The sequence below is a fragment of the Sneathiella glossodoripedis JCM 23214 genome, from assembly GCF_000616095.1.
In the GTDB taxonomy this organism is placed as follows: Bacteria; Pseudomonadota; Alphaproteobacteria; order Sneathiellales; family Sneathiellaceae; genus Sneathiella; species Sneathiella glossodoripedis.
Window position 1 is genome coordinate 671,792 of record NZ_BAMS01000001.1, and the last position, 12,154, is coordinate 683,945.

Annotated in this window: 11 protein-coding genes; 7 read left to right on the top strand and 4 right to left on the bottom strand. The window is 46.8% G+C overall.

What is annotated here, in order from left to right; translation table 11 throughout:
• Positions 1–13 precede the first annotated feature (13 nt).
• Entirely contained in the window at positions 14–610 is a 597-nt protein-coding gene (locus JCM23214_RS03365; protein ID WP_025897546.1) for a GNAT family N-acetyltransferase, read from the top strand.
• Here JCM23214_RS03365 and JCM23214_RS03370 read toward each other — a convergent pair whose 3' ends face one another.
• From JCM23214_RS03370 to JCM23214_RS03385, 4 genes are read right to left on the bottom strand one after another with little or no spacing between them, the layout of a single operon-like run.
• Positions 611–2,122: an AMP-binding protein gene (locus tag JCM23214_RS03370; RefSeq protein ID WP_025897547.1), complete on the bottom strand. Its 1,512-nt coding sequence runs from the start codon at positions 2,120–2,122 to the stop codon at positions 611–613.
• Between the two features lie 16 nt (positions 2,123–2,138).
• A complete protein-coding gene (locus tag JCM23214_RS03375; RefSeq protein ID WP_025897549.1) occupies positions 2,139–3,458 on the bottom strand; it encodes an AmpG family muropeptide MFS transporter in 1,320 nt (439 codons plus the stop codon).
• Positions 3,459–3,489: 31 nt separating this feature from the next.
• Positions 3,490–3,960, bottom strand: a complete 471-nt coding sequence (locus tag JCM23214_RS03380) for a cyclic nucleotide-binding domain-containing protein (RefSeq protein WP_025897551.1) — start codon at positions 3,958–3,960, stop codon at positions 3,490–3,492.
• Between the two features lie 24 nt (positions 3,961–3,984).
• Positions 3,985–6,636 carry an ABC transporter transmembrane domain-containing protein gene (locus JCM23214_RS03385; RefSeq protein ID WP_037492811.1) on the bottom strand — a complete coding sequence of 884 codons (2,652 nt, stop codon included), beginning with the start codon at positions 6,634–6,636 and terminating at the stop codon, positions 3,985–3,987.
• Between the two features lie 221 nt (positions 6,637–6,857).
• Between JCM23214_RS03385 and JCM23214_RS03390 the strand changes: the two genes are divergently transcribed.
• Genes JCM23214_RS03390 through JCM23214_RS03415 form a run of 6 tightly spaced genes read left to right on the top strand, consistent with a single transcriptional unit; the run spans position 6,858 to position 12,099 of the window.
• Positions 6,858–8,111, top strand: coding sequence for a glycosyltransferase family 4 protein (locus tag JCM23214_RS03390; protein WP_025897553.1), 1,254 nt, complete (start codon positions 6,858–6,860; stop codon positions 8,109–8,111).
• Complete coding sequence (locus tag JCM23214_RS03395; RefSeq protein WP_025897554.1) at positions 8,108–9,235, top strand: glycosyltransferase family 4 protein; 1,128 nt, start codon at positions 8,108–8,110, stop codon at positions 9,233–9,235. Before JCM23214_RS03390 ends, JCM23214_RS03395 begins: the two co-directional genes overlap by 4 nt.
• Positions 9,232–9,816, top strand: coding sequence for a histidine phosphatase family protein (locus JCM23214_RS03400; protein WP_025897555.1), 585 nt, complete (start codon positions 9,232–9,234; stop codon positions 9,814–9,816). The genes JCM23214_RS03395 and JCM23214_RS03400 overlap by 4 nt, the downstream gene beginning before the upstream one ends.
• Positions 9,813–10,967: a glycosyltransferase family protein gene (locus JCM23214_RS03405; protein WP_025897556.1), complete on the top strand. Its 1,155-nt coding sequence runs from the start codon at positions 9,813–9,815 to the stop codon at positions 10,965–10,967. Before JCM23214_RS03400 ends, JCM23214_RS03405 begins: the two co-directional genes overlap by 4 nt.
• Positions 10,967–11,755 (top strand): polysaccharide deacetylase family protein, encoded by a 789-nt coding sequence (locus JCM23214_RS03410; RefSeq protein WP_025897558.1) that lies wholly within the window; start codon positions 10,967–10,969, stop codon positions 11,753–11,755. Before JCM23214_RS03405 ends, JCM23214_RS03410 begins: the two co-directional genes overlap by 1 nt.
• 14 nt (positions 11,756–11,769) lie before the next feature.
• Entirely contained in the window at positions 11,770–12,099 is a 330-nt protein-coding gene (locus JCM23214_RS03415; protein WP_025897559.1) for a hypothetical protein, read from the top strand.
• Positions 12,100–12,154 lie beyond the last annotated feature (55 nt).

Genomic DNA, 12,154 nt, shown 5'->3' on the forward strand with positions numbered 1-12,154 from the left:
AAGAGGTGCGTAAATGACTTGGCTATCCCCAGTAACTTTGAAAATGAAAGATGTTGAGTTATTGCCGCTTGAGACAGCGCATGAAGCCGAATTATGTGACGCAGTGGCTGATGGGGAATTGTGGAACCTTTGGTATACTTTTATTCCAAGGCCAAATGACATGGCATTGGAAATTGACCGTCGATTGTCCCTTCAGGCTGCTGGTACCATGCTGCCCTATACAGCCGTAGATACCGGGCAGGGGCGCGTTGTGGGGATGACGACATTTATGAATGCCGACGCGCAGAACAGACGCGTAGAAATTGGAAGTACATGGTTCAGAAAATCCAGCCAAAGAACCGGAATTAACAGAAAATGCAAACTGTTAATGCTGACACATGCTTTTGAAAAATTGGGCTGTAATGCTGTAGAGTTTAGAACTCACTTTTTTAACAGTCAAAGCCGTGCGGCCATAGAAGGATTGGGCGCAAAACTTGATGGTATTCTCCGCAATCATATGGTGATGCCTGATGGCAGTCTGCGTGATACATGTGTTTACAGCATCTTAAATACAGAATGGCCAGCGACCAAAAGGCACCTTGAGTATTTGGTCAATCGCACTTGCACGTGATCAGAGTTCTTTGCGCAATTCAGTTTTCAGAATTTTTCCATAGTTGTTTTTGGGAAGTTCATCTTTGAAAACATATTCCTTGGGGCGCTTGAAGCGTGCCATCTTCTGCAGGCAAAACTCATCCAGATCTTCCGCTGTTGCGGTGGCATCTGGTTTGAAGCTGATAAAGGCAACCACTTCTTCTCCCCATTCTTCGTGAGCCCGTCCCACCACAGAAACTTCATCAATTGCTGGGTGAGTTAATAGAACTTCTTCAATTTCCCTTGGGTAGATGTTGGTCCCACCTGAAATGATCAGGTCTTTTGACCTATCTTTAAGGGTGATAAAACCATCTTCATCCCGACTACCCATATCACCTGTATAGAGCCAGCCGTTACGGATCGTTTCACGTGTAGCTTTGGGGTTTTTCCAATAACCAAGCATGACAACGTCGCCGCGCACAGTGATTTCACCAACTTCCCCGTCGCTGACTTCGTGACCATTTTTATCGACAATGCGCACTTCGACGTCCGTTCGCTCCGCTCCGACGGATGCGAGGCGTTCTGAGCGTTTCGGATGAGAAGTATTATGCGCCAATTCCCACTGACTGAGTGCGGTTATGGTCATCGGTGCTTCACCTTGCCCATAAATCTGGCAGAATTTTGGCCCGATTGCATCAAGGGCTTTGCGAATTTCTGCTTCGTACATTGGACCGCCGCCATACACAATCAGCTTTAAGTTTTGAAGGTTTGCTGATTCTAGCGCGGGTGAGTTGATCAAACGATGTATCATTGTGGGGGCAAAGAAAAAGCAGGACCCGGGATAATGTTGTATAAGATCGAATGTTTCTGCAGGTTCGAAGCCACCGCTTAAAGGTGTGACCTGTATGCCGCCTTTCGCAACTAGAGGAAGTCCGTATAGACCGGAGCCGTGGGTTTGAGGGGCAGAATGGATGACCGCATCACCGGGATTAATAGATGCAACATCAGAAAAATAACTTGTGACGGCACATAAAAGATTTCGATGGCTTAGCATTGCCCCTTTTGGTTTGCCTGTGGTGCCGGATGTGTAAAATAACCAGGCTAGATCATCCGGTGCACGTGGAACCATTTCCATCGGATCATGTGAAAAAAGCGAGCCATATTCCGGATCCGAAATATTTATGACTATCAACTTCTGTTCAAGCGTTTGTAACTGCTTTGCATGCTTGTCAGTTGCGATACACACGTGGCTATCTGAGTTTTCCAAAATATATTGAAACTCACTAATGTGCAGTTTCGCATTCACCGGCACAGCTACGAGGCCGGCGTGCCAAACGGCAAAGAGCGATATCCAGTATTCGGGGTGGTTGCTCATGATGAGAGCAACTCTATCTCCTTCGTTAAGGTGATAGTGCGTGCGAAGGGCCCTTGCCAAGGAAGATACTTTTGCCTGAAATTCTTCGTATGTCGCCGTGATGTTGGTTCCATGGGCTAGTGCTGGAAAATCCTTGAAAGTTAGCGCGCTGCGTCTTAGCAAATTGGCAATATTCATCAGAATCTCCCTGTCCTTATAAGGCTTCTTTTTTATCGATTGTACGTGTCCGTTGCCCTGGTCTGGTGAGTAACCACAATAGTATCAAGCCGGGAACCGCGGCAATTGTGGTTATCAAAAAGAATTGAACCCAACCCATCTGTTCTGCAAGCCATCCGCCCGGGGATGAGAACCAGATACGTGCTGTTGCCATAAAAGATGACAGCAAAGCATATTGTGTTGCAGTGAAAGAGATATTGCACAGGCTGGATAGATAGGCGACGAATGCTGCAGTGCCCATACCACCAGCCAGATTTTCGATCCCCACAGTGAGTGCCAATACAGTAATATCATTTCCGGCCAGTGCCTGAATTGCGAACATCAGGTTTGACCCCAGTTGAAGGAAGCCACAGATCCACAGCGTTTTATACAGTCCGCTGGCAGCCATAAGCCATCCACCAAGGGCAAGGCCGATAAAAGTTGCTGCTGTTCCATAGACCTTACTTACATTTGCGATGTCAATTTTTGTAAAACCCAAATCATAAAAGAATGGTGTGCTCATCACACCAGCGAGACTGTCCCCGAATTTATACAGTGCGACAAACAGGAGAATGGGCAGCCATCCGGGGCGTTGTAGAAATTCAGCAAATGGATCGATCACAGCTTCCTTAAGCCAGTTTAGATATGCATTTAATCGAGTAGTTTTCTGTTGAACGACGCTCTGTTGTGGCTCTATGTGAATGTTTGGCTCGCCTGCAATTAGGATTGTAAGCGTTCCGATTAGCATTAAGGCTGCCATAATGTTGAAAGTCATTTGCCAATCGAGTGCGGTTGCCAGATATAACGCTCCAGCGCCAGAAACCAACATTCCAATTCTATAGCCAAATACGATTGCTGCGGCTCCGGCAGCCATATTTTTCTCATCGGATATCTCAACCCGATAAGCATCAATAACGATATCCTGACTCGCCGAGGAAAAGGCGATCAAAAAAGCAAAAATGGCAGTGAGGCCTATGTTCGTGGCAGGGTCAGTACTTCCAAGCCCGATGATTGAAAGCATCAGACAAATCTGGGTCAGGATCATCCATCCGCGTCTTCGTCCGAACATTCGTCCCAGCAAAGGGATTGGCAGTTTGTCAATTAAGGGTGCCCATAGAAATTTGAGGGCATAAGGGGTTGCGACATTGGCAAAAAGTCCAATCGATGTGAGGGTTAAACCCTCCTCTCGAAGCCAAAGGGCAAGTGTTGTCCCGGTTAGTGCAAGCGGTAGACCTGAAGAGAAACCCAGAAACAGGATCGCAATGACGCGGGGGTCTTTATAAATGGATATGGCTGTAAACCAGCGCTTTAGAAGCACGAAATCAAACTTTCACATTATATCGTCGGAATTATTCTTCGCCGGTTTCCTTACGAAGGGACTCTTTGGCTTTCTGGAGTTCCTCAGTCGTTCTGACCAGCCGCTCTGCAAGTACTCTCATCATCTCAACAGACATTTCCGGAAACTCGGAGATGGTTCGAAGAAAAAGATCTTTTGTGATGCGCAGTGTGGTTAATTCGGATGCAGCTTTAATCGTTGCGGTGCGCGGAATATTGATCAGAATGGCGATTTCCCCAACAACGTCATTTTTTTGCATTGTTGCAACGGTGAGCGGGCCGGTTGGCGAATCCACAACAACATCTGCTTTTCCGTTGATAATAACATAGGCAGCATCCCCCATTTCTCCTTGCTTGCACAGAATATCACCGGCCTGAAATGTCAGACGCTCTGAGGTAAAAGCAAGCAGCTTGATTTTGGATGGATCTACTTTGGCAAACAGGGGAATTTGCCTGAGTGTTTCAACCTCTTCTCTTAAGCTCACTTTAGTTACTCCTCTTGCTGAAGGTTAATTGATCAGCATCTTGAACTGTTCGCTGCGCTTTTGCAGATCTTCGAACGTCCCGGTGTCCGCGATTACACCGCCATTAATCAGTAAAATCTGGTCAAATAGATAGGATAGTTCAGGTTTTTCGAGCGACCAGATAACGCCTCTTCCCTCAAATTCATTGAGAATATTCTCAAGAATGCGTTGCTGTGACCGTGCATCCAGGGAGGCCGTTGCCTGATTAATCACCAAAAAGTCAGGTTTTTTGAGGATTGATCTGGCAATGCATAACTTCTGGCGCTGGTTTTCACTAAGACGTGAGCCACCAGAGCCAACGGGGAAGTTGAGGCCTACTTTGATAATAGCGCGTTTTAGCTCCATTTCAGAGACGACATCTGAAAGAAGTGCACCGATTTTTTCACTTGCTTGCGCATAGCCATAGGCAATTTTACCAAAAAGGATGTTGTCCTGAATGTTTGCCGCGGCGTTATATTCGTCGGGGTTAAAGAAGGCGATGCTGCCTTTGAGCTCGTCAGGCAAGTGATCTACAAACTGTTTGCGCGCTTTGACAATTTTTTCCTGTATTTCCTCTGTGATTACACCCAGACGATGCCTTGAAGGAATGACTTTGAATGGCAAAGACATGAACCGCAGTTTGTCTTCTTCTCTCATTTGATCGAGTTTTTCGGGGTTTACGCGCGTTAAAATGGCTTGATATTCGGGCAGGTCATCGGAGCTGATAAAACCATATTGTTGGAAAAATTCATGATCTGGTGGCAAATCGGCAAATAGCTCAACCATCAGCGAGGCCACTTGATAGCCCATTTTGAGAAACTCTGTCTTCAGATTAGCTTCATCGATTACCTTCTGAACATATGTATTTTCAGCCAGACGTTCCAGATCAAAGCTTTCATCCACCGGGGTTCCGAATAGTAAGTTTTCACCCAGTGTGGCGTTTGTATTGTATTTATCCGGCTCAAATGCCTCCACAAGGTTCTTCAGCCCGCCCCCATTTTCGATTTTTTCAAAAAAGCGCTTACGAGCCGAGAGTATCAATGCCGCTGTTTCAGGGTCTTCCTCCGGATCTAGTGTACTGCGCAGGCCAAATTGATAAACATCATCACCCAGTTCTACCATTTGCAGAACATCAATGGCGCGTCCATCCAGTTCTTCAAGGCTGTTCACACCCGCGCTTTCATAATCAATCCAGTCGTGGCGCACGTTGAAGGGGCTGTTATCAGTTAATTCAATCTCAGACTGATCACGCAGCAGGAAAGTCTTCTCATCTTCGTCCTCTATGTCTAATTCGCGTAACGGGCGATGCTTTAATCCGAAGAACAGGTTATCCCCAATTGTCGAATTAAAGACATAGCCAGATTGCCCAATATAAGAAATCCGCCGACCGGTAACTGATTGGGGGGCATCAAGCAGATTGACCTCACCCGCGGCCAGGTTTCCTTTATCGGGGTCTATTAGCCGCGCGAGAATTCGTGTAAGCGCGTCTCGACCTGAACCGGCATTTCCTACGATAGCCACTTTGCTGTCGAGAGGGACTTTAATATTCAGGCCTTCTAGTTGAGCAGACCCTGTATCATCCGAAAGTATCAGGTTGCTACCCACCAACTCACCAGACAGTTTGGGAAACGGATCGGGTTCATCCTGTTGATAGGAATCATCACGAAGGCCCGCAGGTTCAAATTGCTCAACGACCTGCTCATATTTGATACGCGCGTCTTCGCGGCGCTGATAATAGGCGAGCAGCTCTTTCCAGGGCGCCGCCATTTCCTTGTGGGCGTTAATCGCAGCGACGAGTGTACCAATTTCAAGGTTTCCTGCGATCACCATGGTTCCGCCAATGGCATAAAAGAAGAAGGGGCCCAACTGCTGAATAAAGTTATTGAGAAACTTGATCACAAATTTCAGCAGATAAATACGGTACCTTACAAAATAAATACGGCCCAGTTGGTTGGTAAAGTCGGCCCGCATCAAATTTGAGGCATCATGGACATGAATTTCCTGAATGCCCGCAACAGTCTCCCCAATTTTATCAGAAAGGATGCGGACCCTTTGAACCCGTTCCTTGCCGAGCAGGTTTACCTTTCGCTGCATTTTCGGAATGAAATAGGCCTGAAGCGGATATAAGGCAATTGCGGCCAGTGCCATATAAACATTCTGCACAAGCAGGAAGCCCATAATGACAAGCAGGTATCCGCCCTGAAATGCAGGGAGTACAAACGCTTCTCCAATAAACCCGCCGAGTGGTTCTACTTCCGCCGTGATCATGGGGATAATTTCACCAGAGCTTTTTTTCCGAAATGTTGGAAGGGGGAAGCGCATGATGCGGCTGTAGAGCTCATAGCGCAGCCTGCGCAGCATACGCTCTCCCGTGATACCCTGATAAACGTTGATTGCGTATTTGAAGCCCTGATTAATCAGCACCAGAATAAGAAAAGCCGCTACCGAAACATATAGAAACTCCTCCTGATCGATTGAGATATCCATGAATTCGACAGGAAAAACGATATCTTTGGCCTGTATGGCCTGATCAATTATGATTTTTGGAAGTTCCAGATAATAATACAAAAATGGAAAAGACGCGCAGGAAAGCAACAGAAGGATGATCTGCTGTTTTTTACTGTGACGCAGTATGTACTTGTAAATACTATGTTCCATACAGCCCTGTTTGTTTTGTCCATTAAGCGTTTTGTCCTGCATGCTCGCAGGTTAGGATTAGTTTTTCATATTTTTTATAAATTCCGCAAGGAGCAAATTGACAATTACATGTCTTAGTCCATAGGAATGTGATTATCGTGACGAAGAATTGGATTGAACGCTTGAATTTGCGACATACAGTCCTTACTACAATTATTTCAGTTCTTTCCGATTGTTGCCGCATGCTTTATCAACCAGAGTCAAAAAGTGTTATCACCGTCGTCCTCAAAGGCTATCCTCGTCTTTCTGAAACGTTTATTGCTCAGGAACTGAGAGCGCTTGAAAAACTGGGACATCGCCTGCATTTGATTTCCTTGCGCCATCCAACGGATAAGAAGCGGCATCCCATCCATTCTGAAATTGAAGCCCCGGTTACATATTTACCGGAATACTTGTACCAAGAGCCGTTACGTGTATTGAAAAGTTGGTGGAAGGTTCGAAAACTACCAACCTATCGTCAGGTTTTTTCTCAATGGCTAAAAGATTTGAAACGGGATTTCTCATCCAACAGAGTGCGGCGGTTCGGTCAGGCGCTTGTACTGGCAGCAGAGCTTCCTAAAAATAGCTCTCATATTTACGCTCATTTTCTACATACGCCTGCGAGTGTAGCCAGATATGCTGCCAAGTTTTGTGATCTCCCCTGGAGTTGTTCTGCACATGCAAAAGATATTTATACCTCCCAAGAGTGGGAGATAGGCGAAAAACTGGACGATTTGAAGTGGCTGGTGACATGCACTTCATTCAACGTATCCCATCTTCGAAAGCTGGCCACGGCTCCGGATAAGATTGAATTGCTGTATCATGGACTGGATTTATCTCGTTTTCCGAAGGTGAACGGCAAACGTCATATTTCAGACGGCCGATCTGCTGATGCAAAGGTCAGAATTTTGTCAGTAGGGAGAATGGTTGCCAAAAAAGGGTATGATGATTTGATTAACGCGCTTGCGTTACTTCCTGACAATCTTCACTGGGAGTTTGAGCATATTGGCGGTGGTTCAATTTTATCAGAGTTGCAAAAACAGGCAGAAAAACTGGGAATAGCGGGTCAAATTAATTGGCGTGGCGCGCAATCACAGCAGACAGTTTTACAGGCGATGCAGGAGGCAGATATTTTTGTTCTGGCCAGTAGAATTGCTGAGGACGGAGATCGGGACGGCCTGCCCAATGTGCTGATGGAGGCACAAAGCCAAAAGGCTGCGATCCTCTCAACGCGCGTATCAGCAATCCCCGAACTGATTGAACATGAGAAAACGGGGCTGCTTGTTGAGCAGCGAGATCCAGAAGGTATGGCGCAAGCGTTGGCGACCTTGATCACAACGCCAACGCTTCGTGAGAAATTGACTGAGGCGGGGGATAGCTTTTTACGCGATAACTTTGATGCCAATAAATGGATTGGCAAACTGTCCAGTAAATTTGCAAAAGAAAGTCAGCGATGAAGGTCGCGTTTTACGCCCCTATGAAGTCTCCCAATCATCCGACTCCGTCAGGTGACAGGCGCATGGCGCGTTTGTTAATGGAAGCGTTGACCCAGGCGGGTTATTCAGTGGATATCGCGAGTGAATTTAGAAGTTTCGAAGGGACAGGCGATGCCGCAGTACAGGAAGCCATAAGGCGAGAGGGAGAACAAAGAGCGCAGGAGTTGATAAATACCTACGCCGGTATGGTCAGAGATGAGCGTCCTGACGTTTGGTTCACCTATCACTTATATCATAAAGCGCCTGATTGGATTGGTCCTGCGGTGTGTAGGGCACTTGGAATACCTTATTTTGTTGCTGAAGCCAGCCATGCTCCCAAGCAAAAGTCGGGAAATTGGGCGACGGGTTTTACAGCAGCTGAAGCTGCTATAGGTATGGCATCACGCGTGTTTCATTTAACGACACTGGATGCCGAATGTCTTCGTTTGATCGTGAAGTCGCCGGAAAAGCTTGTGCACCTCCCTCCCTTTATCGAGCAAGTGAACGAACCCGCGGATCCAGAGCTGGGCCAGAAGTTGATCTTGGAGCACGGGGGTCGGGAAAATCGTGTTACTCTCTTATGTGTCGCTATGATGCGGGCTGGAGATAAATTCCAGTCTTATCAACAGCTTGCTGACGTTGTGGGGCGCCTCACAGAAGAGAGCTGGCAACTCGTTATCGTAGGTGACGGAGATTATTGTCAAAAAGTTCGCGCATTATTTTCCCGATTTGAAGAGCAAATTGTGTATCTGGGCCTTCAAGATGGTAAAACTTTGCAATCGGTTTATGCTGCTGCAGACTTGTATGTTTGGCCCGCATGTGGTGAGGCCTTTGGTATGGCTTTTTTGGAAGCGCAGCGTCAAGGGACACCAGTTGTTTCTGCTATGGTTCGCGGTGTTCCGGATGTCGTAGTGAATGGGCAGACGGGAATACTGGTACCCCCGAATGACACACAAGAGATGGCTCGGCAGGTATCCACGTTGATGGTGGATGAGAATAGGCGTCGGCAATACGGCCGGTCCGCTCAGGATTTTGTTTTTCGTGAAAGAAGCATGAAGATGGCGAGTGATATTTTGGGCAAAGCGATTAGAGAGGTTGTTGGATGATCCCGCTGTTGCTGATAAGGCACGGAAAAACTGAGTGGAATTTACAAAAGAAGCTTCAGGGCCGACAGGATATCAGTTTATGTGAAGTGGGCATTACTGAATTGAAGCAAATGTCGTTGCCAACGGAATTTAATCATTTTGAATGGTGTGTTAGTCCTTTGAAGCGGGCGCAAGAGACGGCGAAATTACTGGGCGCTGAAAATTTCGCGACAGACGACAGGCTGATCGAAATGGATTTTGGAGAGTGGGAAGGTTGCACGATTAAAGCCTTGAGAGAACGCTATGGCCAATCCATGCTGGATAATGAAGCTAAGGGAATATATATGACGCCGCCACAGGGGGAGAGCCCATATGACGTGCAGCAGCGTCTGCGTTCTTTTCTAAGAGGCTTAAGGAACCCAACTATTGCCGTGACGCACAAAGGAGTGATTAGAGCTATCAAATCACTCGCATATGATTGGGATATGAAAGATAAATTCCCGATGGAGTTTAAATGGAATGCAGCACATCTATTCGAAGTGACGAGTGAAGGCATTCCTGTAGGAAAGAAATTGAACATTAAGCTGGACGCTGCCAAATGACTGAAAATACGCCTGTGAAAATTCTGTTTTATGTGCAGCATTTGCTTGGAATTGGACATTTGCGTAGAACGGCGACGCTTTCACGTGCGATGGTTGGGGCTGGTTTTGACGTAACTGTCGTTTCAGGCGGCCATAAAATCGACGTGGATTTAGGCGGCGCACGGCTTGTACAGTTGCCAGCCACGCGGGCTACCGATTTGTTCTTTAAGCAACTTGTCGATGAAGATGGAAATCACATAGACGATACTTGGCGTCAAAAGAGGGCCAGCAGGTTGCTTGATTTATATCATGAGATTAGGCCTGATATTCTGATTACTGAGCTGTTTCCATTTGGCCGAAGGCAAATGCGCTTTGAGTTGCTGCCTTTGCTGGATGCGGCCAAAGCTGCTGAAAACCCTCCGCTTATCATATCCTCTGTTCGGGATATTCTCGTCGCACAAACCAAGCCCGGGCGAAATGATGAAATGCTGGATCTTGTGAAGCGGTATTTTGACACGGTTCTGGTGCATGGTGATCCAGATCTGATCTCGCTGGATCAGACTTTTCCACACACAACAGCAATATCAAATCTTATTTTTTATACAGGATATGTTGTCGATAGATCCGGTCAAAAAGGGGGTGAAGAGGCCCCCGGCTATGACGAGGTTATTGTTTCAAGTGGCGGAGGTGCAGTAGGGACACAATTGTTGAAAACAGCAATTGAAGCGAAACAGCTGAGCAAGCTGAATGATAAGGTCTGGCGTCTATTAGTGGGGGCCACTGTAGAGGAAGAGGTTTTTGAAGAGCTGAGGGCCTTGTCTGGCGATGGCGTCATCGTCGAACGCGCCCGAAAAGATTTTCCGACACTTCTCATGAATTGTGCGCTTTCGATCAGCCAGGGGGGATACAATACAGTCATGGAGATACTGTATGCGAAGTGTAAAGCCGTTATTGTCCCTTATGCAGGTGGCGTAGAGACTGAACAGACATTGCGTGCGCAGTTGCTTGCGGACAAGGGTGTTTTACAAATCGCCGATGAAGAAGGGCTGGATGCGGTGAAATTGGCTGCAAAAGTGGATCTGGCCTATGACGGACCACCTGCGCAAGCTGAAATTAATGTAAATGGCGCGCAAAAGACCGTGGAGCTTCTTAAGAGCTGGGTGGCAAAGTAATGTTTGGGTCTTGGGACGCGTTATCTGCGGAGCTTGATATTTGGTCTAAAGGCCGGAAGAAGGCTACGTTTTGGTGGCGGGATGATGACCTGAATGAACCTTCTTTGGCGTTGGAGCGTTTACTGTCGCTACGTCAGCGTTTGGATCTCCCGCTCACGCTTGCAACTATACCTGACAATGTAGACCCGGTTTTATCTGACTATATTGATGGTTGCGAACTGGTGCAGCACGGCGTGACACATGTATCTCACGCAGAAAAAGGGGAAAAGAAATCTGAATTTCCCGCTTCCAGAGATTTAAATGAAGCTAAAGTGCAATTATTGGCAGGTAAAGCCAGACTGGAAGAGTTGTTTCCAAATGATTTTTTTGCGTTCTTCGTTCCACCTTGGAACAGAATTTCGGCTGAGACGCTAAATCTACTTCCGGGGTTAGGGTTTATTGGAGTATCCCGATTTAAATCACGGCAAAGCGCTTGCCCCTTTCCAGCGTTTGCTGAAGTTAATACGCATATCGACCCGGTTAACTGGCGCTTGGATCGAAGTGCCTATCCTGAACATGTAATTCTGTCCGATATTATTCAGGCCTTGAAAAACAGAAGGCTTGGAAAAGCTGATATTTTGGAGCCCATAGGCATCCTCACTCATCATTTGATGTTTGACGAGCCTTTGTGGGAAATAACCTATAAGCTTCTTACTTTTTTGGAAAACCACGAAGCTGTAAGATTTCTGACATTGAGAGGCGCTATTTCCCTCATCGATGAAATGCCGGATTTACCAGAGTATAACTAGTTACAGTTGAAGAGATGCCGAAAACCTACAGCTACCCCGGAAATGAAATTCGAAAAGAATATTACAGATCCGGTGCGGGAATGCTGTTATCGGGCGTTCCCCTCTTGTTGTTCGGGCCATCATCTGTCATTGTTTCCCTATTGGGATGTTTTTTCTGCCTGTTTTCTCTCTATGGGATCAGGGCTTTCCGTCGCAGTCGCTTAAAGATCGTCCTTGGCAAGGATACGATCAAAGTTACGGGGTTAAGAGAGAAAACAATTTTGTGGGAGGAACTTGAGGGCGTCAAATTATCCTATTACTCAACCGCCGGGATGGGGAAAAGGGGTGGATGCAACTCAAGCTGAAAGCAAGGGGAGTCAGATTGAGGGTAGAGTCGACCATCACTGATTTTTGGGATTT